The sequence below is a fragment of the Ferrimicrobium sp. genome, assembly GCA_022690815.1.
GTDB lineage: Bacteria > Actinomycetota > Acidimicrobiia > Acidimicrobiales > Acidimicrobiaceae > Ferrimicrobium.
In genome coordinates this window covers 1-23,681 of record JALCZJ010000036.1, presented here as the reverse complement: position 1 = coordinate 23,681, position 23,681 = coordinate 1, and the positions used below count along the sequence as shown (strand labels likewise).

Annotated in this window: 25 protein-coding genes; 4 read left to right on the top strand and 21 right to left on the bottom strand. The window is 58.0% G+C overall.

Going from position 1 to position 23,681, the window contains the following annotated elements; translation table 11 throughout:
* Positions 1–647: 647 nt before the first annotated feature.
* The 17 genes from MP439_09860 to MP439_09780 form a co-directional block, all read right to left on the bottom strand.
* Positions 648–1,118, bottom strand: a complete 471-nt coding sequence (locus MP439_09860) for an SRPBCC family protein (GenBank protein ID MCI2976363.1) — start codon at positions 1,116–1,118, stop codon at positions 648–650.
* A 19-nt stretch (positions 1,119–1,137) separates the two neighbouring features.
* A complete protein-coding gene (locus MP439_09855; GenBank protein ID MCI2976362.1) occupies positions 1,138–2,262 on the bottom strand; it encodes a glycosyltransferase family 4 protein in 1,125 nt (374 codons plus the stop codon).
* The gene (locus tag MP439_09850) at positions 2,259–3,383 is read right to left on the bottom strand and encodes a 4Fe-4S dicluster domain-containing protein (protein ID MCI2976361.1); all 1,125 of its coding nucleotides are present in this window, start codon (positions 3,381–3,383) and stop codon (positions 2,259–2,261) included. Before MP439_09850 ends, MP439_09855 begins: the two co-directional genes overlap by 4 nt.
* Positions 3,380–3,640: a DUF4031 domain-containing protein gene (locus tag MP439_09845; GenBank protein ID MCI2976360.1), complete on the bottom strand. Its 261-nt coding sequence runs from the start codon at positions 3,638–3,640 to the stop codon at positions 3,380–3,382. The genes MP439_09850 and MP439_09845 overlap by 4 nt, the downstream gene beginning before the upstream one ends.
* On the bottom strand, positions 3,640–4,425 hold the full coding sequence (locus MP439_09840) for an FAD-binding oxidoreductase (GenBank protein ID MCI2976359.1): 786 nt from the start codon (positions 4,423–4,425) through the stop codon (positions 3,640–3,642). The genes MP439_09845 and MP439_09840 overlap by 1 nt, the downstream gene beginning before the upstream one ends.
* Positions 4,425–4,604, bottom strand: coding sequence for a hypothetical protein (locus MP439_09835; GenBank protein MCI2976358.1), 180 nt, complete (start codon positions 4,602–4,604; stop codon positions 4,425–4,427). The genes MP439_09840 and MP439_09835 overlap by 1 nt, the downstream gene beginning before the upstream one ends.
* 978 nt (positions 4,605–5,582) lie before the next feature.
* Positions 5,583–6,569, bottom strand: coding sequence for a Holliday junction branch migration DNA helicase RuvB (gene ruvB / locus MP439_09830; protein MCI2976357.1), 987 nt, complete (start codon positions 6,567–6,569; stop codon positions 5,583–5,585).
* A 59-nt stretch (positions 6,570–6,628) separates the two neighbouring features.
* Positions 6,629–7,192: a Holliday junction branch migration protein RuvA gene (gene ruvA, locus MP439_09825; GenBank protein ID MCI2976356.1), complete on the bottom strand. Its 564-nt coding sequence runs from the start codon at positions 7,190–7,192 to the stop codon at positions 6,629–6,631.
* Positions 7,189–7,671: a crossover junction endodeoxyribonuclease RuvC gene (gene ruvC / locus MP439_09820; protein ID MCI2976355.1), complete on the bottom strand. Its 483-nt coding sequence runs from the start codon at positions 7,669–7,671 to the stop codon at positions 7,189–7,191. The genes ruvA and ruvC overlap by 4 nt, the downstream gene beginning before the upstream one ends.
* Positions 7,672–7,799: 128 nt before the next feature.
* On the bottom strand, positions 7,800–8,291 hold the full coding sequence (locus MP439_09815) for a peroxiredoxin (protein ID MCI2976354.1): 492 nt from the start codon (positions 8,289–8,291) through the stop codon (positions 7,800–7,802).
* A complete protein-coding gene (locus MP439_09810; protein ID MCI2976353.1) occupies positions 8,292–9,041 on the bottom strand; it encodes a YebC/PmpR family DNA-binding transcriptional regulator in 750 nt (249 codons plus the stop codon).
* Between the two features lie 54 nt (positions 9,042–9,095).
* Positions 9,096–9,686 carry a pyridoxal 5'-phosphate synthase glutaminase subunit PdxT gene (gene pdxT, locus MP439_09805; GenBank protein MCI2976352.1) on the bottom strand — a complete coding sequence of 197 codons (591 nt, stop codon included), beginning with the start codon at positions 9,684–9,686 and terminating at the stop codon, positions 9,096–9,098.
* An 11-nt stretch (positions 9,687–9,697) separates the two neighbouring features.
* Positions 9,698–10,585 carry a pyridoxal 5'-phosphate synthase lyase subunit PdxS gene (gene pdxS / locus MP439_09800; protein ID MCI2976351.1) on the bottom strand — a complete coding sequence of 296 codons (888 nt, stop codon included), beginning with the start codon at positions 10,583–10,585 and terminating at the stop codon, positions 9,698–9,700.
* 57 nt (positions 10,586–10,642) lie between these two features.
* Positions 10,643–11,446 carry a hypothetical protein gene (locus tag MP439_09795; protein ID MCI2976350.1) on the bottom strand — a complete coding sequence of 268 codons (804 nt, stop codon included), beginning with the start codon at positions 11,444–11,446 and terminating at the stop codon, positions 10,643–10,645.
* A gap of 422 nt (positions 11,447–11,868) precedes the next feature.
* Positions 11,869–12,942, bottom strand: coding sequence for a glycosyltransferase family 4 protein (locus MP439_09790; protein MCI2976349.1), 1,074 nt, complete (start codon positions 12,940–12,942; stop codon positions 11,869–11,871).
* Entirely contained in the window at positions 12,939–13,733 is a 795-nt protein-coding gene (locus MP439_09785) for a lysophospholipid acyltransferase family protein (GenBank protein ID MCI2976348.1), read from the bottom strand. The genes MP439_09790 and MP439_09785 overlap by 4 nt, the downstream gene beginning before the upstream one ends.
* 104 nt (positions 13,734–13,837) lie before the next feature.
* On the bottom strand, positions 13,838–14,575 hold the full coding sequence (locus MP439_09780) for a CDP-alcohol phosphatidyltransferase family protein (GenBank protein ID MCI2976347.1): 738 nt from the start codon (positions 14,573–14,575) through the stop codon (positions 13,838–13,840).
* Positions 14,576–14,749: 174 nt separating this feature from the next.
* Between MP439_09780 and MP439_09775 the strand changes: the two genes are divergently transcribed.
* The gene (locus MP439_09775) at positions 14,750–16,753 is read left to right on the top strand and encodes an elongation factor G (protein ID MCI2976346.1); all 2,004 of its coding nucleotides are present in this window, start codon (positions 14,750–14,752) and stop codon (positions 16,751–16,753) included.
* A 138-nt stretch (positions 16,754–16,891) separates the two neighbouring features.
* On the opposite strand, the gene MP439_09770 is transcribed toward MP439_09775, so the two are convergent.
* From MP439_09770 to npdG, 4 genes are read right to left on the bottom strand one after another with little or no spacing between them, the layout of a single operon-like run.
* Complete coding sequence (locus tag MP439_09770) at positions 16,892–17,380, bottom strand: HIT domain-containing protein (GenBank protein ID MCI2976345.1); 489 nt, start codon at positions 17,378–17,380, stop codon at positions 16,892–16,894.
* On the bottom strand, positions 17,380–19,308 hold the full coding sequence (gene thrS, locus MP439_09765) for a threonine--tRNA ligase (GenBank protein ID MCI2976344.1): 1,929 nt from the start codon (positions 19,306–19,308) through the stop codon (positions 17,380–17,382). The genes MP439_09770 and thrS overlap by 1 nt, the downstream gene beginning before the upstream one ends.
* Positions 19,305–20,426 (bottom strand): cysteine--tRNA ligase, encoded by a 1,122-nt coding sequence (locus tag MP439_09760; GenBank protein MCI2976343.1) that lies wholly within the window; start codon positions 20,424–20,426, stop codon positions 19,305–19,307. The genes thrS and MP439_09760 overlap by 4 nt, the downstream gene beginning before the upstream one ends.
* Positions 20,427–21,086, bottom strand: a complete 660-nt coding sequence (npdG, locus tag MP439_09755) for an NADPH-dependent F420 reductase (protein ID MCI2976342.1) — start codon at positions 21,084–21,086, stop codon at positions 20,427–20,429. It lies immediately after the preceding gene.
* A gap of 95 nt (positions 21,087–21,181) precedes the next feature.
* Between npdG and fabI the strand changes: the two genes are divergently transcribed.
* From fabI to MP439_09740, 3 genes are all read left to right on the top strand, one after another.
* On the top strand, positions 21,182–21,955 hold the full coding sequence (gene fabI / locus MP439_09750; protein MCI2976341.1) for an enoyl-ACP reductase FabI: 774 nt from the start codon (positions 21,182–21,184) through the stop codon (positions 21,953–21,955).
* 245 nt (positions 21,956–22,200) lie between these two features.
* Positions 22,201–23,055: a hypothetical protein gene (locus tag MP439_09745; protein MCI2976340.1), complete on the top strand. Its 855-nt coding sequence runs from the start codon at positions 22,201–22,203 to the stop codon at positions 23,053–23,055.
* A 323-nt stretch (positions 23,056–23,378) separates the two neighbouring features.
* Positions 23,379–23,681 (top strand): hypothetical protein (locus MP439_09740; protein ID MCI2976339.1); only part of this gene is annotated, 303 nt, incomplete at its 3' end.

Below are 23,681 nucleotides of genomic sequence, written 5' to 3'. Positions count from 1 at the left end.
TTGTCTCGATAGCTCTCTCGTAGCAGCATCGCCGGTGCTAAGTTACGATTGGGGATCGTGGCCGCGTAACTGCTTACTACCTTAGACGTCGATAACACTCATGTCGGGACCAACCCCAACACATCCTTACCATGCCTGAGCATACATGCCTACACCCTCTACTACCCTAGGCAAGAACATGGTGCTCAAGGCGCAATTTGGGCATAAATCGAGACCGGCTGGGGGGAACTTCGGATGAGACAGCCACGTGACACCCAACACGCCGATGGTGTCTCGGAAGCCAGCCCGCTTGCCATGATCGACAAAGCAAAGGACTCCAGTGTGGAGCGGCTCTACTACCTACCGCGAAACCATTAGGTTCACCGCGAGCACCCGGGCAGCACACCCTAGGTCATTGGTGCGATTTCAGGCCAGCCTGGATGCTCGATCAGCCCACAAAGTCATCGAGCGCCACATTCAAGAGCACCGAGCCCCAGTGCTAGTGAGTCTGTAGGTGAGCTATCGTCAAGCATTGCTGGTGCTAACGAGGAGCGAAGTTGGAGGGAGAGTCGCTGATCGAAATTGCAGAGTCACCTACTGCGCTAGAAAGATTGACAGTCACGCTGGAGCCAACGCGAACCTGGCAGCCGTGTCGCGGGTCGCTAACCCTAGCTATAGGCTCCGTCAGCCAGATGGCCATCTGCATGCGAACGCACCCGGTCTGCAAGATCATCGAGCGCTGTACGGATGATCTTGACCTCGGCTCGACGCTTCACAAACGACGGCAGTGGTACTACTAACTCGGCCAACAACTCATAGGTAACTTGTGTTGCACCATTCGCTCCTTCTTCGAAGGTGTAGCGGCCATCCATTTTGGAGGTTATGTCGCCATCGACCTGGCTCCAGCTGATCGAATGTGGCGCATCGCCATAATCATAGCGCAAGGTATAGGAGGCGCTACGACCAAAAGCACCGGTGCGAAACGCCACCACAAGCGGCCTTCCCGCCGCATCACGATCAACAATCTGTACGCTGCGAACGTCTGAAGCCCATGTTGGATAGCTCTCGACGTCGATTACTGCCTCAAAGCAAGCATTGACGCTCGCCGCGATCTCCTTTGAGTCTGCCGTGGCATCCATCGCTTCCTCCTTCATCCCTTCACCGACGCTGCCGTTTGTCCATTAGCTTCGCCAACGCGACCTCATAGGCCTTACTAAGCTGATCATAGTCAAATCGTGCGCGCACCTCAGCGCTTATGGCCTCGCGAGGTGCACTTTGGCGCTTGTGATCGGCGAGCCGGGCCGCAAGGGCGTCCTCAACGCTGGGGGAGCTTCCTCGCCTGAGCAACTCGCCACCGGCCGTTGCGAGGGCCTCACTCGTCCCGCCTGAGTCCCCAATGATCACAGGAGTGCCACAGGCTTGGGCCTCGAGTATCACGATACCAAACCCCTCCTGCTCGACACCGAACCATCGATTCCGGACAGGAAAAATGAAGAGGTCGGCGGCCTGATAGAGCTCGACCATGTCAGATTCAGGTAGGCGGCCATGGAACACAACCGACCCTGCAACCGATTGCGCCAATCGATCGAGCCGCCCCCGATCACGGCCATCGCCGACGATGTGGGCCTCAATCCTGGCACCGAAGCCGAGTTTGCCCATAGCCCGAAGCAAGGTGTCCGCGCCTTTGCGCGGTACGAGGCGCGACACAAAGAGGATCAGATCCTGGTTGGAATCGAGCATCCACTGTTGGCGTAGCTGTTCGCGCTGAGTTGGCGTCGCCGGACCAAAGCGCTGGGCATCGATCCCTGGTGGAACGATCTCCACGCTGGCATCCGGCACGAGACGGCGAACCTCTCTGGCCGGGTAACCGCCGGCGGCGATCACTCCGATGGAGTGACGGATACTCTGGCGCAACACTGCCCTGAGCCCTGGGAGATAGGCCGGCACCCGTACCTCCGCGCCGTGAGCGATCAGCGCATACGGCAAGCCCAAGGAAGCACCGAGTGCCCCAATCGGCACGATCGGATCATAGACGACGAGATCTGGATTAAACCCGGCGATCGCCTCCCTCATCGCGCTTCTCGTCGTTGGTATTGGTAGGAGTTGGTGTCCTAACCGAACGATGGGTGCACCAAAGTTGCGATCAAAGTCGAGTGCCCCGACCTGGGTGGTTGTCACCACCATGAAGGTCGCTGGGTCGAGTCGTTGATAGATCTCACCAAGGTAGGACTGGATCCCCCCAACCTTTGGCCAGAAATCGTTGGTGATCAGCACGTGTCTCATGATCGCCTCCATCGCAGCGCAAGTAACGTACGAAGAGCCTCACGGCGTGCTCGCGGATCTGGCGATAGACAGAGGCGACCAAGCGCGCGGCGCTCGCCCTCGGTCACCAAGCCACGATTGCGCAAGGCGTTGGCAACGTTGCGCCGGACATAGAACGGATCCCGTCGTGGAACATACCAATGGCCGACCTCGGCGAGCAGGGAGGTGTCATCCTGGGTGAGCCAACGCACAAGCGATGGTGTCGACGCGCCAGCACTCGATCGGTGGCGCCAGCCGATCGGGCAGGCATCGATACAGGTATCACAGCCATAGACTCTGGCGCCGACCGACCGGCGATCATCTTCAGACCAGGACTCCTTCTGTAGGATCGTGGCGATGCAGCGTTCCGCCACCAGCGTGCCCGGAAAGACAATAGCATTGGTAGGGCAGGCATCGATGCAACGCCGACAGCTCCGACAGGGATCAACACGAAACGTTGGTCCAATCGCCACGTCAACGGCACGGTCGGCCACGATCGCCCCTAAGACGACCCGAGCACCGACCTTTGGTACGAGGACCAACGAGTGGCGGCCGGTGATGCCAACACCTCCACGACGCGCAAGCCCCTTATCAAAGGCGTGATTCGAATCATAGACGGCGACCGCCCGGATATGTTGCGAGCGCAAATAGGCCGTCGCGGTCCCTAAGATGCTGCGCAGTCGCTCGTAGCTCCTGTCCTGGGCATAGGCCGCAACCATCACCTCATCAGGCGGCTTTTGCGCAAACGAGATCGCTACAGCTTCGCTCTCAAGTGCCATGGCTCGCACCCTAGTGCTGGTCTCAAGATCGGCTGCGTCGGGCTCAGAGGACCCATCAACATGGGTACCGGTGTTATCTGGGCGTCGTGTCTCGTACGGCACCGCGATGCTCACAAAGCTATGGCACCACGGGTAGGTGTTCAACAGTGAGCTCGCCCGCTCCGGATTTCGGAACGTGAAGTGCTCACCGCTGGCTTCGCCTGCTGCGAGACGCAGACGAGCTTGCGAGGCGTCAAAGTGCAATGGCGACACCACGCTCGACCCGGCAGCGACGACACCTTTATCCAGGAGCAGCGCACGAAGCCCCTGGTCGACGTCGTTCATGCTAATGATCTACGGGAGTGGCGCAGGCCAGCGCGACGTAGTGCACGTACAATCTCCCGAGGATCCACCTGACGCACACCAGATGCCACAACCGAAGCCACATACTCCTCTGGGATGTCATAGTGGTCACGATGAAAACTACGATCGAGACCGAGTTTGCGGGCCCCGGTGTGCAACTCATCCAAAGAGACATCACTGATCAGATGGGCGAAACGTCTCCCATCACGGTAGAAGATGGCACGGTCGATCAACAGCATTAGTCGTATTTCTCGGTCTTAATACTCGCGGGGTCCATCCCAAGCTCGAGGAGCGCGCGCTCACAGTCATCGACCATCTCAGGAGGACCGCACAGATACGCGAGTCGTGGAGAGGTCTCGAGATAGGCATCCTCAACCATCTCCTTGTCGATACGGCGATGATAGCGCGCCATCGGATCACCGGAATCACGGGTGAAGGTATGGCTCACCCGGAACCACGCCTGGGTCTCGACGAGTTGAGCCAGCTCATCTCGATAGATGACAAACTCGCCTGACTTGGAGCTAAAGAGCAGATGCATCGGAACCTGGGTGCCCTTAGCTACCTGATACCTGATCATGGCCATCAACGGCACGACGCCTGATCCAGCACCTATCAGTAGGACTGGCCCCCCGTCCTCATCAGTCCAGGTAAACGCGCCATAGGGGCCCCGGACCTCGAGGAGTGAACCTACCGGTCGACGGCGAACCAGCTCGGGAGAGACGAGTCCCCCCTCCATCTCCTTGACACCAACCTCAATCACGTCAAAGCTCGGCAGTGGGCTTGAACCGATCGAATACGCCCGCTGGATCGGACGCGGTCTACCCTCGACCGGGATTCGAATGTTGTAGTACTGACCCGGAAGAAACTCGGTCGGCTCAGGGAGTTGAATCCGCAGGCTGCTCGTCTCCGGGGTCTCAACAATCACCTCGACGACTTCACCACTCTGCCACGACGGCGCCGGGCGCTTTACTCGCCCGACCGGCGCGCCCTGCTGACTGGCAGGTTGACTGACGGTGTCGCTCATCACGCCTCACTCACGCTGTGTTCTGGCTCGCCCGCCAGGATCTCTACGAACTTCGACGTCGCGCACCACCGGCACGACACCTCTTCGACGACCCTAGAGATCTCCTCGGGCTCCTCGACCTCGAGTTCGCCGGCGACACTGTAGTGATAAAAACAACGACTTCTGACCACCGAAGTCACATCAAACCTTGTGACGTTACCGCAATTCGTGCAACGATATCTTCTCATGCCCTCTCCTCATCTGGCCCAATGTTCAGGCTAGCAGCCAGTACCGCCATCGGAATTCTCGAGCTGAGCGGCTGGACTCAGTCCTCATCAACGCCGATCGCCTAAGACAGATTCCTACCGTCAACTTCCGACCCACATGGCCACGGGCACGCTACTGGTACGGCTAAGTTCATCACTCTTGAGCATAGTTTGCCATAATGTCTCTAGAACAAGGTAAGTACCTATTGGGTTGTGGCACAGGAGCATCCGCAGTCCACTCAGTGACACTACACCGATCGGAAACAAAAGGACGTATTGATCCTCCTATGCACACCACAACGGGGGTACGCCCATGGTTCGATGTCTGAACCTTCGATGTCTGATCCTCGTCCTATGGCCGATAGTGTGAAGCGCACGGTAGGTCTGGCCACATTGTCACGCATGAAGGGCAAGTATGTGATTACGGGCCTATCTTGTGAAACCCGTCAACTGTAACTTCTCAAGCTCCTCAACGCTAACTTCTGGAAGCGAGTAACGCTAACTCGTGAAACTCGCCAATTCTATCTCCTGGAAGTGATGGGCAGATGCAACCAAGCGACCATACTCCTCCATGGGATCCCAAAGGGGGGTCCTCTTGCACGAGGAGGTCGACAGGTGTCAAAGAAGAGAGGAACGTGGGGAACTCCAGATGAACTATGTCAGGGAGGTGATTCGCCTCCACTATGAACTTGAGAAGCATCGTAACGGAAGGCCGGAAACAACCTAGCAATGCCTGATTGCACACTGGTCCGATGCACGACTGTCTCGATGACAACGCTGTCTTGGTGCGCCCTATCATGGCCCGGTTGGGGGTAAGACCGTCTGAGCCGAGATCATCTACGTAAGATCATCCATTGATCGATCACCCCGCCCACGTGCGCATCTATCGTCACCACGAAAATACGCTGTGGACTAGCCTTCGGGCGCTAATGGTGCCGGGAGGCCGAGGTGTGCGTACGCCCGGTCGGTCGCTAGCCGTCCGCGTGGGGTGCGCAGCAAAAGACCACGTTGGATGAGAAAAGGTTCATAGACCTCCTCTAAGGTACCGGTATCTTCGTGAACGCTTACCGCAATCGACGACAACCCAACCGGGCGACCCGCGAACCGCTCACAAAGAACCTTGAGAATCTCAAGATCAACCTTATCGAGACCCAACCTGTCCACTCCGAAAAGTGCCAGCGCATCTGAGGCCAGTTCGGCACTCACTTTGGCTATACCCTCCACCTCTGCGTAATCGCGGACGCGGCGCAGATGCCGATTAGCTAGCCGAGGCGTACCCCGCGATCGAGAGGCGATCTCATCGGCTGCCTCGTGCGTGAGCTGCATGTGCATCAGGTTGGCCGACCGAAGAACGACTTTCGTTAGTTCAATATCTGAGTAGTAGTCGAGCCGGTAGGAGTACCCAAAACGATCGCGTAACGGTCCCGAGACCATGCCTGCACGTGTCGTTGCTCCAACCAGCGTGAAGCGAGGAATCTCCAATCGCAACGTACGTGCTCCTGGCCCCTTGCCGATGACCACATCGAGGCGGAAATCCTCCATGGCGATGTAGAGCAGCTCCTCAACCGCACGGGGAAGGCGGTGAATCTCGTCGATAAAGAGTACGTCGCCCACCTTGAGGTCCGACAGCAGCGCTGCGAGGTCGCCCACTCGACTAAGTGCAGGCCCGGATGTGACCCGGATACCTCGACCAAGCTCCTCTGCGACGATGAAGGCCAGCGAGGTCTTGCCAAGCCCTGGAGGACCTGCGAAGAGAAGATGATCAGGCGGTTCCCCCCGAGATCCGGCAGCCTGGAGGACGACCCGTAACTGTGACTTGAGCTCTGGTTGGCCAACAAATTCGTCCAAGAGCGAAGGGCGAAGGGCGGAGTCAACCTGAGCATCGTAGGTATCGATCAGGTTCTTCTCGACACTGACCTCACTGCGGGGTTCTCCCCCTAACACCTCGCGACGCGGGCTCAACTCTTTAACTCCTTGAGCGCCCACTTAAGCGCCTCCTCGACACCAAGATCCCCAGGAGTTCGAGCAAGGATACCCTCGAATTCGCTGGCACGAAAGCCAAGGCCGAGAAGCGCTTCGCGCACCTCAGAGCGTGTCGCCAACGAGGTCAATGGGACCCCGGAACGTCTAGCGGCGGCACCCATATCGACAATGATACGCCGCGCCGTCTTCTCCCCTACGCCTGGCGCCCCCTTGAGTCGAGCAACATCTTCACCAGCAACGGCCTCGTAGAACCCTTGGACACCAAGCGCCGACAGCATGCCAAGCGCCACGCTAGGGCCAACGCCTTGCACCTTGAGCAGCTCATCAAAGAGTGATCGCTCCAGTCCATCCGCAAAGCCAAAGAGTGTGATGGCATCAGCGCGAACGATGGTTCGAATGGATAGTTCTGTCTCTTCGCCGGGAAGCAGCCGCGCAAGCTGCGCTGTCGACATAGCAACCTCATAACCAACACCGCCAACGTTCACGATGGCGAAGGGGGGATCGACTCCGTGTACGGTACCGGCAAGAAAACCAATCATGTGCGGCTCCAATGTCCCGAGAGGTGTGCATAGGCGATGGCGATGGCATCAGACACGTCGGCCGGTTCTGGTGCGCGGTCAAGACCCAACAACAGGACCACCATCTTCTTCATCTGTGCCTTGGATGCGTGTCCATCCCCAGACAACGCGAGCTTAACCTGGTTGGCCCCGATCTCAGCGGCATCCAAACCGTGGCGCGCCCCCGCAAGCCTGATCACTCCAACAGCCTGGGCCACCTGCAGTGCTGAGGTGACGTTCTTTGCGAACAGAATACGTTCCAAGACCAGCTCACTCGGTTGATGCTCGCAGATAATCTCCTCAACGGAGTCGTAGATGTCAGTGAGACGGTCACTAAGAGGTGCCTCTGGAGCGGTGGCAATCAGGCCCGCACAACGCAGTCCAATGCCAGACGTCGTCTGTTCGAGCACCGAGTACCCGACACGCTTGAGACCAGGGTCAACACCGAGGACAACGGTCATAGCGATCGAGCTCCATGTTGCATGCCTGTGCCGATTAGCCTCCATGGTAGCCACCATTGAGGTGGCTCCTGTGGTTGCGTTTTCAACTCTGACATCACTCCAAACTAATACAAATGATCGTCAATCCGTCAACCAGCTGGTGGTGATCCCCCCTCGTCGGGATCATCGATGGTCATCTTGACGGCCTGCAGCAGCTCATCAGAGCTACGAAAAGTCAGCCCGGCACGCGATACATGACGGTAGACAACCCGCTGCTGACGATCGAGGACAAAAACCGACCGACGATAGAACCCGAGTGGCCCCAACACACCGTATTGTCTGGCAACCTCGCGATCACGATCGCATAGGAGTGGAAAGACAATTCCTAGGCGCTGCGCGAAGGACTCGTGGGAGTTCAGCGACTGCGGGGAGATCCCAAGCATCACCGCTCCGAGACTGGTGAAGTCGTCGATGCTGGCCGAGTAGGCACGCAACTGCGTCGTACACACTGGCGAAAAATCATCCGGGTAGAACGCGAGCACGACAGGCGAGCCGGCAAAGGCTCGTACCGCATACGTCTGATTACCCGTGCCAATGAGCGCAAATTCCGGAGCAATATCACCTACCTGTACTTCAGGCACCTAATCGTCTAGCTCCTCAAAAAACTCATCAGGGATATCAAAGTTCGCGATCACGTTCTGGACGTCATCGAGGTCTTCAAGGGTATCGACAAGACGAAGCACCTTCTTGGCCTCGCTCACATCATCAATGGCCAACGTCGACTGTGGCACGAGCTCTACCTCCAAAGAATGGACAGCAAAACCCGCCTCCTCGACCGCTGCCTTGAGATCACCGAGCGCCCCAGGAGGCGCCGTGACCTGCCAGTCAGTGTCGATCCGCACAAGGTCCTCACCGCCAGCAGCCAGGATCGCAAGCATGAGGTCCTCTTCGGGTGCCGATCCATCCACGACCATCACAACCTTACGAGAGAACTGCCACGAGACGGCTCCAGGTTCGGCGAGCGAACCACCAGACTTCGAAAACGCCGAGCGGACATCGGCACCGGTTCGGTTTCGGTTATCGCTGAGGCATTCCACCATCACCGCTACACCGCCTGGACCATATCCCTCATAGGTGATGGCCTCGTACCGTATACCCTCAAGTTCACCGGTACCCCGCTTAATCGCCCGGTCGATCGTGGTGGCTGGAACCGAATTATCCCGGGCTTTTTGCACCATGGAACGCAGGTTGGCATTCGATCCGAGATCGCCTCCACCCTCACGGGCAGCCACCTCGATCTGACGGATCAGCTTCGCGAAAAGCTTTCCGCGAGCCTTATCCTGTGCACCCTTCTTATGCTTTATCGTCGCCCACTTGGAGTGACCCGACATAACGTACCTCTCTTTATCCCAACGTACTCACGATACTAGCCAACGACGGAATCGTTAGCCACGAAAGGCTAACTCGTGCAGCCGTGGATCCCTGGAGACCTCGGGGTGAAATGAGGTAGCCACCAGTGATCCTTGCGCCACCACGACTGGAACCAAAGCATTGGACCCATCGGAGAACTGGTACTGTACCGCGGCCAACTCCTCCACCTTGTCGCCAACGTCGGTAATCACCGGAGCACGGATGAACACGGCCCTCATCGGATCAGCGAGACCCCGAACCTGCAAATCAGCCTCAAACGATCGCACTTGGCGGCCAAAGCCATTGCGCAACACTGCAACATCGAGAAATCCGAAGCTCCATTGGTCGTCGCGTCCGCCGACCACCGTACGGGCGAGCATGATCAGACCTGCACAGGTCCCAAGCGCAGGCAACCCTGCCGCCAGCTCGGCGGCGATCGGTTGTCGCAGTCCACTGGCCTCGAGCAAAAGGCACTGCGATGTGGACTCTCCGCCGGGGAGGACAATGCCCTCTAGCCCATCGAGATCCGAGGATGTCTTCACTGGAACTCCCCGCCAGCCAAGTTGGGCAATCATCGAGAGATGCTCAGCGAAATCACCTTGCAGCGCCAACACCCCAATACGCATGGTGAAAGGACCTACCAGCCGCGCTCTGCCAGATGCTGATCGAGCGCGTCCATTTCGATCCCAACCATAGCCTCACCAAGGTTTTCCGAAACGCGAATCAACGTCTTGGGATCCTGGTAGTGAGTGGTAGCCTCGACAATCGCGCGCGCACGCTTGGCCGGATCGCCGCTCTTGAAGATGCCGGAGCCGACAAAATTCGCCTGAGCACCCAGTTGCATGACCAAACTCGCGTCAGCAGGTGTCGCAATGCCACCGGCACAGAACAAGGGAACCGGCAGATGGCCACCGTTGGCGTGGATCTCGGCGACCAGCTCATATGGAGCGCTCAAGCGCTTGGCCCACCCGTAGAGTTCCTGCTCAGATGCGGAGGCAATGGCCCGCAGATCGGCGGTGATGGAACGGAGGTGACGCACCGCCTCGACGACATTGCCGGTGCCGGCCTCGCCCTTGGAGCGGATGAGTGCAGCACCTTCTGAGATCCGACGCAGGGCCTCACCAAGGTTGGTGGCACCGCAGACAAACGGAACCTGGAACGCCCACTTATCGACGTGGTAGCTCTCGTCAGCCGGCGTAAGTACCTCGCTCTCGTCGATGTAGTCAACCTCCATCGCCTCAAGCATTTGCGCCTCAGCAAAATGTCCAATTCGGACCTTCGCCATCACCGGTATCGTAACCGCGTCTTGAATCTCACGAATCAGCGCAGGATCACTCATCCGAGCGACTCCACCGTCGCGACGAATGTCAGCGGGCACTCGCTCAAGCGCCATCACCGCCACCGCACCAGCGTCCTCAGCAATCTTGGCCTGCTCGACGTTGACGACATCCATGATGACCCCACCGCGTAGCATCTCTGCAAGCCCACGCTTGACCCTGGCGGTACCCTCAGTTAACTCAGCCACCGTGGCCTCCTCACTATTGTCCTAGTACACAGCCTAGTTCGTTCCATTACAAAACAGCTAAGATGCCCCGATTGTCCAGATCTCGTCATAGAGCAACTGCTCGCGAAGCATGAGATCCTCATCGAGGTCTTCAACACCAACCGGACAGAGCCAGAGCCACGCCGGCAGGCTGGTAGCACGCACCGATCGACTCGTACGTGCCTTTTCAAGTACCCTCGCCATCGCTGGTGGGTACCGCGTGACCGACACCCCGAGTCGATCCAACAAGACGGCCTCCTGACGCTGCCAGTCACTTAGTCGACGCGATGCCCGGTGAAATACAGAATCCCAATAAGCAACAACCGCATTGAGTCCGACCAGTCCGAGACGAAGTTCGCCCAGTTCACGAGCCAGCAGCGCCTCGAGTTCGATGGTCTCCAACTCACGAAGAGCGCCGGTGGTGATTACAACCACCGGATCTCGCCGCCCAAGGATCAACGTGGCCCCATTGACCATCGGGTAGGCCACCACCGCCACGTTACTCACCGAGATACCCAGTTGAAAGCCAAGCCCCGACAACAGGGAGTCGATTCGCTTGCGGTCAGCCTCTTCTGGCTCAACCCAAGGCAAGCGACGACCAACTTTGGGTGGCCCAACGATCGTCATCACGACTGTAACAATCAGACCAATGACGAATCCGACTACAACCGTAAGCCAGATAGGAATCAGACCAGTCGCACCGAACGCCAACGTCAAGACCAGGGCAGCGATGACCCCGCCCACAAGAAATGCGACCCCGAGACGAACGAGCACTTGCCGCATACGAGCTGAACGTACGTTGGGGGCATCACATCCCCAGATCAGCACGGATTCTGAACTCACTTAACCATGTCCTTAACTCTTGAACCCTATCAACTTCTAAACCAAGTCAACTTTTGAACCAAGTCAACCTTTGGACTATGTCAACGCTAGACCCAAATCCTTCACAAACGAACATCCGCCATACCCTGCTTGGCACACCCTGTCGAGTGCGCCGAGTCATATGCTCTTCATCAAGCACCGGGTGCTACCTGTATGAAGGCTCAGACTGTTTACCTGGTATCCAATCTACCAGGTCAGCGGCGAGACTCCTCTGGCTGTAAGGCCAGCAACATCGCACGCACAAGCTGCATTGGAGCACACATCGCTCGACAGGTGGGCTCGTAACGGTGACACCGCCATGGAGGTGGTTGTCCTAGCAGGTAGCAACGTCAGGCCATAGCCAGTCATCGGATGCTCGAGGCACACAGCATCGAGGTGTGCCCCTATTCTTTGGCGAACAGCGATCGGTAACCATCAGCAATGGTGGTGAAGGCAAACTCCGCAACGATTTCGTGCCCGCGATCCCGCAATGAACGCCGCGTGTCATCGTCTGTCAACAAGCTGCGCAGCAGCGCTGCGAGCACAACCGAATCGCCGGGGGGAAACAGGACCGCACCTCGTCCATCCTGGCTTAACCAACGATATGCCGGCAGATCACTCGCCACCACTACCGCTCCATTCACCATCGCTTCGAGGATCACAACCCCAAAGGACTCCCCGTACAGCGATGGCGCAACGACCAGCTCAGCCTCGCGGTAGTTAACTTCAAGCTCAGCCTTGTCGAGCACACCAAGCCAATGGATTCTTGGATCGATATATCGACGCCGCAACGCCTCGGTCAGTGGGCCAACACCCACGATGGCGAGTTCAAAATCCAGATCAAGACCCCCGACAGCGCGCAGGAGGACCTCAAGACCTTTGCGCTCCTCGTGACGCCCAACAAAAAGTATCCGAGGAGCCGTTCTGCCATGGGTGCTAGGACCAGGGATCATGTCCCCCAGTTGCGGCCCGATGTCAATGCCATTTGGGATTTGCAACGGTGTGGCTCCAAGAACCACGGCAACCGTCTGCGCCGCAAAAGGAGAGACGGCGATCCAGTGGGAGCGTGCGGGTAAAAGATACGACCACCAGGATGCCCAACGTCGATATCCTTCGGACACGCCATCGCGATGGAAGGTAACCCACACTCGCTCAAGTAAGTTAGCTCCAGAGAGGGCGCGGAGAACGGCGATGCCTGCCATCGGCGTCAAGGGTTCATGAACATGGACGACGTCAGCCCAGTCCAGAGCTCTACGAAACCGTCGCGTATCAGGGGCGATCGCAACAGGGGCAACTGAGCCGTTCGCGGGTACCTTGAAGGATCGCCCCAGCGAGATGTCGACCTGGGGGTCACCCCCCGGCGCAACGATCTTCACATCGCAACCAGCTCTCTCAAGGGCCTCGCTCAGGCCCAGAACCTGCCCTTGGACACCCCCAACAACCCCAAGGTCATAGGGTGAAACCTCGAGGATTCTCACGAGTCTTCCAACGGCGACCAAACCGGTTCATAGGGTTGAAAATTGTGCCACTGACCCGGCTCCTCTTGGACGATGGCTTCAATTGCCGCTGCCACATCCCGCATAACAACCCCAACCCGCTCCGCGCGTGAACCCTCGTTCGGGGGGTAGATCGGAGGGAAAAACCGCACCTCTTGGCGACCACCACGGCGCTGATAGGTGCCCACAGGAAAGATTGGTGCGCCACTCATCACACTCAGCACACCTGGACCACTCGAGAGCGGGACTCGCTGGCCAAGAAACTCAACCGGCTCACCGGTCCCACTGACGTCCCGGTCGACCAAGAGCGCGACCAGGTCGCCTTCTCGCAGCGCGCGCAACAGTGAGCGCGCGACGTCGCCACCGGTCAGGACGATCTTCATCCCCAGCCGACGTCTTGCATCGAGGAACCACTGGGTCATCGCCGGGTCTTCGAGCCTCTCCGCAACCGCGGTGACACCGTTGCAGGCAAGGGACGCCCAGGCTCCTCCCCACTCCCAATTCCCCACGTGAGCCAAAACAGCAATCGTTGGCTGACGCGTGAGCCGACGGGCGATAAACTCCTCGCTGGCCACGGCGTCAACGCAAAGGACAACCTCTGACAGCCCAAGTGTGCCAAGACGGAGAATCTCGACCCAGTAGCGCGCGTAGTAGTAGTGCGCCTTATAGGTGGAGTGCTCAAGCCGCCACGCTGACACCCCCTTGGTAACAAACCTCGCTCGTAGCGCCAAACGCTGATTCTCGCGCACGACACCACGTCGGCTGGGATTCATCAGATAACTCGTCGTGCCTGTGACACTCCACAGCAACGGATCAACCCAACGAGGCAGACGACCGACGATCGTCGCGCCGACCTGTAGGAGGCGGGCCTTGGAGATCAAGTTCGTTTGCGGCCCGTCGAGTTGCGACGAGGAAAGGTGTCGCGACCTTGTCTTGGTAGAAAACGTTGCAAGCTAGCCCGCGAACGAACACGACGCCGCCGATTCACGCGTCGTAGATTGGTGATCCTGGCCAGGGCGGCAACCCGATCGGGACGTCGAGACGCCTGCCGCCAGATGCTGACAAAGCGCTGCACGACCGTCACCACGGATCCAAGGATCAAAACACCGATGATGATACGCAACAACGGATGGATCGCTAAGCCGAGTAACAAGAGTACGACCCGTTCAGCTCGCTCCATGATTCCACCCTTGCCGCTAAGGCCGAGCGATTCAGCTTTTGCGCGCTCGTATGAGATCAGCGAGGCGAATCCGTAGGCGAAGTAGGCCAGCACCGCGAACAGATCGTCATGCCCTACCAGGAAGTAAACCCCAAGTCCACCCAACACCGCCAGGTCACTTACCCGATCAGCAAAGGAATCAAAGAAGGCACCGCGACTCGAGGAGATCTGTGACGCCTTCGCCACCGGGCCATCGAGAAGGTCCGGTATCGAACCCAGTACCAGCAAACCAAATCCCAGGTAGAGATCTCGAAATCCGACAGCAACTCCCGCACCGACTGAGAAGACAATGCCAATTGCCGTGAGGAGATCCGGGCTCACCCCGGCGCGCGATAGTGCGCGACCTACGGGAGCCGTACGGCGATCAACCGACGCTCGAAAGTTTCCATCAAACACTTGAGCCACACCTCCGTGGGCCACGCCCAGTGAGCTTTTTAACAATACTAGCAGCTCGCAGGGGACTTGGGGACGACAAGGGCGATGTTTTCCGTATCCATGCACGTCATTATTTGCTCTGCTACTGTTGGAGGAACGACGCACGCGCCGTTCCCTAACGAAGGAGAATCTGGAGTGAAGGAGTTTGCAACAGCTCAGCTACGCACCATCGTCTGTGTTGGCCCCCCAGGCTCAGGCAAAACCAGTCTGATTGAAGCAATTGCTCTTGGCACGGGTGCTCTACCCCACAAGGGTCGCATCGAAGATGGCACGACCATCTGCGACAAGAGCCCCGAAGAGATCCGTCACGGCTACTCCATCGATTTGACCACAACCAGCATCGTTCATCGCGAAACCAAGTTAAACCTTATCGACACACCTGGTAGCTCCGAGTTCTTGGCGACGACTGCTCTAGCCATCGAGGCAGCCGATGCAGCACTCGTCATCATTGATCCCCAAACCGTCACGAACCCTGAGCTGGTGTTACTCTGGAATCTGCTGAACGTCAATCAAGTGCCTCGCCTCATCTTCGTGAATAAGTGTGACCGCGACGCCAATGCGTTTTCCAAAACGGTCGCTATGCTCCACGACACCCTCGGTGACCACATCGATCCTGTCGAGCTACCGCTACCGGACGCGAACGGCATCAACGGGGTCCTCGACCTTATCGCCAATCGGGGATATCTCGATCAGGTTGCAATCGAGACAGAGGTAGCAATCCCAGCAGAACTCATGACCCAAGAACAAGCCGCTCGTGACACCCTACTCGACGAGATTGTCCAAGAAGATGACGCCATCATGGAACGTTACCTCGCTGGTGAGGAGCTCGCTGACACCGAACTGACCATGGCACTCGCCACAGCCGTTCGGTCTCGACACATCACTCCGTTGTTGTGCGGGTCCGCGACCAATGACATCGGCATCCATCATCTTCTCGATGCCCTCACGACGCTCGCACCGATGCCCCAACTACCGAACGAATTGACGCAGCGCGTGCTGGTTGTCTCAGCTACCCACGATCAATACCTCGGGCGTCTCGTCGTCCTGAAGAACCTCGGAGCTCCCCTGAGGGCCGATACGACGCTGCGATCTCCCAACGGTGTAGAAGAGCGGCTACACCAGCTGCTCGTTCCAACGCCGACTGAGCTGTCCCAGGTGACAGCCGTCGATCAGGGGGACCTCGTCGTCGTTCCAAAGCTAACCGCACCCGTTGGCAGCGTGCTCGTTCGAGGCGCAGCCCTAGCGGAGTCGACAACGTCGCACCGCCGTATCGAACCCGGCTTTGCCATCGCATTGACCGCCGCCATCGCCCAGGAGGAGGAGCGAGTCGCCGCTGCGCTGTTCAAACTCGCCGATGATGATCCCGGTCTCGCCATCGATCGAGAGCCAGGCACCCACCGGCTCCTCGTTAAGGGGCTCGGCACCAACCACATCGCGATCACAATCGAACGTCTTCAGCGCCGTACCCAGGTCGCAGTGACCACCTATGACCCGATCACGCAATACCGCGAAACCTTTCGCACCATTGCCCAGGCCGAAGGGCGCTACAAGAAGCAGACAGGTGGCCATGGCCAGTTTGGCGTCGCGACGATCATCGTCGAGCCGCTACCCCGCGACCAGGGATTCGAGTTCGTTGACGAGATCGTGGGTGGCGCAATTCCTCGGAACTTCATACCAGCCGTCGAACGAGGTGTCGCCGAAGCCATGGAGGCTGGAGGCCTATACGGCTACCCTATCACCGACATTCGCGTGCGTCTTATCGACGGCAAGTTCCACAGCGTCGACTCCTCGGAGATGAGCTTCAAGATGGCCGGGGGCCTGGCATTACGCGAGGCACTCCAACAGGCGGGCTCACAACTGCTTGAGCCGATCACGCACTGCAAGATTACGGTACCCCCGCAATATCAAGGCGACGTGCTGGGCTATCTCAGCGCCAAACGAGGTCGGGTGCTCGGCACCGACGCGTTACCCGAGGGCTGGGTTCAACTCGAGGCGAATGTGCCAACTGCTGAACTCGTGGCCTTCGCCCCTGACCTGCGAGCGATGACCAACGGCCTTGGATCCTTTACCAGTCAACACGACCATTATGACATAGTCCCCGACCATCTAGCCGAAAAAGTCAAAGCCACCCAAGACTGATTGTCACTCGGCAACAGACACATGCTGGGTCGCTCATGCCCACCAGCCGGTATGCCTAACCGGTACCCAGGGTCACTGTCGCTGCGTCACCGATCCCGCATTTGGCTCCACTTCACACAGTTCTACGCTAGGGCCCAGCTATAGGCTCGGCCAGTGGTCGCGAAGCTTGGCCAAGGTATCAGATAGCGTCTCAGGCAACACACGAGTTTCGGCGATAGTCGACATGAAGTTGGCATCCCCTGACCATCGGGGCACGAGATGCACATGGACATGTTCAGCAATGCCTGCCCCAGCCGCGCGCCCCAAGTTCATACCGATGTTGATGCCTTCCGGACGATAGGCGGCCTCAAGGGCATCGTAGGCCCGACGCACGAGGCCCAACATCTCCTGGGCCAGGGGCCCTTCGAGTCCCGCCAACCCGCCGATATGGGCCCGTGGGACCACCATCAGATGACCGGAGGTATACGGGTAGAGGTTGAGCACTACGAAACTCATGGATCCCCGGGCGACAACATAGTGTTGATCATCATGGTCGATCTCGTCACCGATCGTGCAAAAGACACACCCTGGTGGGCGTTCACCACCGGTGACAAACTGGGCTCTCCAACCCGCGAAGAGGTGCTCCATCACTGCACCTCGAGTGATGGCTCCGCCAAGGCATCAACTGCCTCCGAGAGAAAGGCCTCTATCTCGATGCCTCGCTCCTCCTTGGCCGCACCCCTTCGGTTAACACCGACCGTTTGGGCATCGACATCGTTGTTGCCAACAACCAAGACATAGGGCACCTTATCCATCTTCGCTCGTCGAATTCGACCTCCGAGAGGTTCCCCAGCAGCGCCAACGGTCGCTCGCAATCGAGCTCGCACACAGCGATCGTGGACCTCGCGTGCGAATGCCTCGGCCTCTTGCGTGACCGGTAAGATCCGGATCTGCTCCTCAAGCAACCATCCAGGAAGTGCACCGGCATAATGTTCGGTGAGAATAGCGAAGAAGCGCTCAACCGATCCAAAGAGGGCTCGATGAATCATATAGGGTCTCGATTTTTGATTCGTCGTGTCCTGGAACTCCAACCCAAAGCGCTGTGGCTCCTGAAGGTCGATCTGTAAGGTAGACAACTGCCAGCGTCGCCCAATAGCATCCGTGAGATGGATATCGATCTTTGGAGCATAAAATGCCCCCTCACCCTCGGCAATAGCATACGAGATATCGGAGGCATCAAGGGCCTTGCGAGCTGCATCCGTCGCAAACTCCCACTCAGCATCATTGCCCACCGACTTCTCTGGGCGCGTCGACAGTTCGGCATCGAAGTCCTCGAGCCCAAAGGCACGCAGGATGGCGATGACAAAACGCAGCAGCCTTGCAAGTTCGTCCTTGAGCTGATCCGGGGTACAAAAGATATGAGAGTCATCCTGGGTCAGTCCGCGTACTCGTAGTAGCCCGTGCAGCGTGCCAGAACGCTCATACCGATAAACGGTGCCGAATTCGAACAAGCGAAGTGGCAACTCCCGATAGGAACGAGGCTGCGATCGATAGATCAAGATATGCCCTGGGCAGTTCATGGGTTTTGGGTAATACAGATCCCCATCGTCGATCTCCATCGGGGGGTACATGCCGTCTTGGTACCATTCCAAGTGTCCCGACGTCTCGTACAACGTGGACTTTGCCAGGTGCGGCGTCCAGACCAGTTCATAACCGTTCTCAAGGTGCTTGGTGCGGGAAAATTCCTCCATTCGATACCGTATGTAGGCGCCCTTGGGATGGAAGACCGCTAGCCCTCCACCGATCTCCGGAGGGAAATGGAACCAATCCATCTCCTGACCAATTTTGCGATGGTCACGCTTCTCTGACTCGGCCAGGAACGTCAGGTAGTCCTGTGTTGCCTTCTCGGTCGCGAAGGCAATTCCGTAGATTCGTTGTAACTGCGGCCGCTTCTCATCACCGCGCCAATAAGCGCCAGAGACTCGTTGGAGTCGAAAACTCCTGAGGTATCGCGTCGTGGGCACATGTGGGCCACGACACAGATCCACGAATTGGTCGCTGTTGCGATAGATCGACACCGACTGGTGTTCATCGGTGGCACGAATATCGGCGAGAATCTCGCACTTAAAGGGTTGCTCGACAAAGAGATCCAGCGCCGCTGCGATGGAGATCTCGTCACGGATGAACGGCTGATCCTCACGAACGATTCGACGCATCTCGTCCTCGATGGCTGCCAGCTCACCTGCGTCAAAACGAGCATCGTTGGGGAGCGCGAAATCGTAGAAGAAGCCGTCTTGGGTAGTGGGGCCAACTGCATACTTGGCACCCGGATACAGCCGCAGCACCGCCTGGGCGAGCACATGGGCGCACGAATGCCTGGCGATATCCAGCCCCTCAGCGCTGGTGACCTCCACAAATTCGACATCATCATCGCCATCCAACGCATGCCGTACATCGGTGAGGACGCCATTCAACCTGAGCGCTACAACCTCTTTTGCCCTGCTCTTTGGCAGTTGAGCCAACAGCTCAACTCCGTTGGCTACCGGCTGCTCAAGCACCTGTCCGTCTACTCTCATGATGCCTCCAAGTCAAGACCAAGCAGCTTGGCCGTCTCCCAAACACCATTCCCTCTTGAAACGCTGTGTTCAATCGCTGCAATCGCGCTCGGGGTATCGAGATCGCGATCGAGGGCAACCGACACTTCATCAAGAGCACCGGCCCCCGGGCCCGCCGCCCGCCAGCGCTTGATTCGGTCTTTCGCGACGTTCAGAAGTTCATCCGTCCAGTCCCACGTGGCCCGATAGTGATGGCTCAAGATAGCCAGACGTATCTCGTCTCCAGTTGCCGTCTCGAGCAGGTCGCTGACGAACACGAGGTTGCCAAGTGACTTGGACATCTTGACCCCGTCTAAACACACCATTCCCACGTGCATCCAATGTTTGACAAACTCTCCGCCCGTGATCGCCTCGGTCTGGGCAGCCTCGCATTCATGATGGGGAAAGATCAGATCCGAACCCCCACCGTGGATATCGACCACAGGACCCAGCTCTCGCATCGCGAGGGCTGAGCACTCGATGTGCCAACCTGGACGACCAGGTCCAAAGCGAGACTCCCACGAGGGTTCGTCCGGTAGCGAAGGCTGCCACAGTACAAAGTCCAGTGGATCACGTTTGCGGGCGTCTCCCGGGTTACCACCGCGTTCGGCCGCCAGCTCCAACATCATGTCACGGGGAAGGTGCGAGACCTTCCCAAAATTTGGCGCCTTCGCAACCTCGAAGTACACCCACCCGTCGACCTGATAGGCAAATCCCTTGTCCATGAGATCACCGACCATCGACAAAATCTCCGGGACAGCAGACGTCGCACGGGGCTCGGCATGCGGCCTCGAGAGGCCAAGGCCCAACATGTCCCGATCGAATTTGGCCATCTCACGTGCTGCGAGATCGAGGTAGTTCGCTCCAATCTCGCGGGCCTTACGCAGGATGTCATCATCGACATCGGTTACGTTACGAACACACATCGACACAATGTTATGACGCGCAAGCTGTCGTTGCAGAAGATCAAAGGTCACGTACACCGACGCGTGGCCCATGTGCGCTGCGTCGTAGGGTGTGATGCCGCAGGTATAAATCCTCGCAACCTGGTTCAGTTCGAGCTCTACTAGCTCCTCACGGGCAGTGTCGAATATCTGCATCTACGCTACCTCAACACCCGTCAGTCGCAGCGACGCCGTCGCTCGATACCGCAGATTCACGTTCAGCAGCACGGCCGTCATCGCCTCGATAGCGGGTGCCTGTGCCAACGATCCAGCCTCGAGGACACGCAGTCCGGGAATGCGTGACAGGACGCCAGCTACCTGATTCCGCGCCCCAGAGGAGTCCGCAGCGACCAATGTATCGACCTCCACTGGTCGAGAGAGGTTGGCTAACGCCCGTGCCGGTACGTGATGGAGTGCGGCAACCACCATCGCCGATGGCAGCTTGGCTTGCAGCAGTTGCGCCGCAGAACCGCGTGGCAAGCCAAGCGCGGCGAACTCATCGCCAACTTTGACAAGAGCGTTGGCCATCGACACCACGATCTTGCCTTGGAGAACATGTTCCAGCGGTTCGATCAAACGCACCATGGCATCCCACGGCACTGCAACAAACACAATCTGAGCCCTGGCTGCCTCGTCGTTGTCGACACCCGAAAGATAGCCGTGCACCTCAGGCCAACGCTGTGTCAGATTCGATACCACCTCCCGTGCTTTCGAGACATCTCGTGACCCTAAGCCCACAGAGAGACGACTAGCCGCAAGTCGCGCACCGAGGGCGCTTCCAAGCGGACCCGTTCCTCCCAAAATTCCGATCTGCAAACCCCACTCCTCATCATCTCATGCTCTCGCGATTACTGCCTCGCGCAGCCTAAGCTGCTATTACTCTGAGTAGAGTTTACGGCCAGGGAGGCAAAATGGGCATCCTCAACGACAAGCAACTGCTAATCACCGGTGTACTTAACACCTCTTCCATTGCCTATCATGTCGCTCGCGTTGCGCGCGATGAGGGTGCTGAGACCATCCTCACCGGCTTCGGTCGAGGCCTCTCGATCACGCGTCGGGTAGCGGCCAAGCTCGGTGCAGACGTCGAGGTCATCGAACTTGATGCCTCAGATTCGGGCTCAGTCGACCAGGCAGCCGCAGCGCTGAGCGATCGCTGGGAGCACGTGGATGGTATCGTACACGCTATTGGTTATGCCCCTCCGAGCTGCCTTGATGCGCCAATGCTTGATGCTCCATGGGACGACGTCGCGACGGCCATCCACGTCTCGACCTATTCGCTGGCTGAACTCGCCCGTGCGTTTCGACCGCTACTCGCCGAGGCACACGGCGCCTCAATCGTTGGGCTCGACTTTGATGCCACGGTTGCCTGGCCTGGTTACAACTGGATGGGTGTTGCCAAGGCTGGCCTGGAGTCCTTGAATCGTTATCTCGCTCGTGAACTAGGACCCGACCAGGTTCGTGTCAACCTCATCTCCGCCGGTCCAATCAGGACGATTGCCGCCAAGTCAATCGAAGCCTTCAAGATGTTCCAGGACACGTGGGGCGATCGATCACCCCTTGGCTGGGAACCCGAAGACGCCGAGCCCGTAGCCCGGAGCGTCGTCGCCCTCCTCTCTGACTTCTTCCCCAAGACAACCGGAGAGCTCATCCATGTTGACGGCGGTTATCACGCTTTTGGCGCATAGAGGACATCTGATTCTGCGACCATGTCGCGTCCGCATCGAGTAGTAGCACAAGAGGCCGACGTGAGTCGCTAACCCAACTTTCGAGCAGTTATCCCGAATGATCGTCCATCATATGGATAAGCTCATGGTTTGTTCACTTATCCACAGGGGTGATTTGCAAATGGGCAGGTCGGGGGGTTAGTGGGGTTAGCTGGGAGATCGGCAGTTGGGTGTAGTGGCCTAAGAGTTTGAGTAGTTTGGCCAGAATGGTCCGTTTGGCCTACATGGTCGCTCGCCCGTCATCTCTGTATATCCGTGCGGTCACGACCAAGGGTAAGGATGGAGGTATCTACACCAAGCATCAGTTGGTCGAGTCCTACTGGAGTGAGAAGGGTCCAAGACAAAGGATCATCGCGACCCTGACGGACTTTACCTTGGAAAAACCCCTATGGCTCGTACTGGCTCGAGTCATTAGCGCTCGTCTCGCAAGGATGGATACGATCCTAGAGCAGGATCTACGTATCAGTGCCTACGCCGATCTCGTCATGACCAAGTTAAGCATCAAGGCCGAGATCGGCATCAGTGATCTAGCCAACAGAGCAGAGGCTGGCTATGAGAACATTGACCTAGGGTCGGCCAACCATACCAAGGTACGCTCACTTGGAGGTGAACTCATTTCGAATCACTCCTATGAGCTGCTCGGCTTTGAGGAGATCTTGAGAGGGGCAAGACTTGGGGAACCCCAACGCAAACTCGCCAAGGCAGTGATCCTGGCCCGTCTCATTCATCCTGGCTCACACCTTAGTACCCATCGCTTCATCAAAGAGAGCTCCTCACTGGTTGAGATCTGTGGGTTAGATGCCGCCTCGTTGGGCAAGGACCAGGTCTATCAGATCGCTGATGCCATCTTTGCCAACAAGCATGAGCTAGAAGCGGGACTCATCGAATCGATCTCCACCCTTCTCCCATCGGAGGAGACCCTCGTTCTCGTTGACCTGACCAATATTTACTTTGAGGGCAACACCCTGGCCAAACGGGGACACTCCAAGGAGAAGCGCCAAGATGCCCCGCTCGTCTCGTTGGCTCTGGTGGTTGATGAGCGAGGGCTACCGGTCTACTGAGAGATTTACGAGGGAAACGTGTCAGAACCAAGGACCCTCATCGATGTGTTGGATCACCTTGAAAGGTTACGCCCGAGCACCCCTTCCCCATCCCAGCCGCTCACCATCGTCTTGAATCGTCAGATTGCAACCAAGGACAATGTCGACCTCGGTAGCAAGCGCCACCTCAACTACGTGGTCATCGAACGCGCCAACAAGGCTTTACGATACCGTGAACACTTTGCATCCCTAGAAGGGTTCACCAAGACACGAGACGCCCGTGGCTCGCTGATGCGTCTAACGAAGCTCCCCGTCGATGCCACAACTGGTGAGGCGATGCTGTTGTGCTCATCGGTTGGGAGACAGGACGAGGAACAGGCGATCAACGCCCAGGCACGCAAGAGGTTCTCACAGACATCGAGCGTCTCGAGTCCTCGATTGAGCGTGGCTCCATTACAAGAACCCAGCCGGTTGGTGAACGCATCGGTCGTATCAGAGCCAAGTACCCAAAGGTTGCTCCTCACTACGACACTGTCCTGACCCATCATGAGGACCAAGGCAAGGTCGTTCATCGCCGTCGCATCGATCGGGTCATCGGCCTCACGGTCGTCGAACGTGTCACCAAACCAGCCGACGAAGCCCTACGT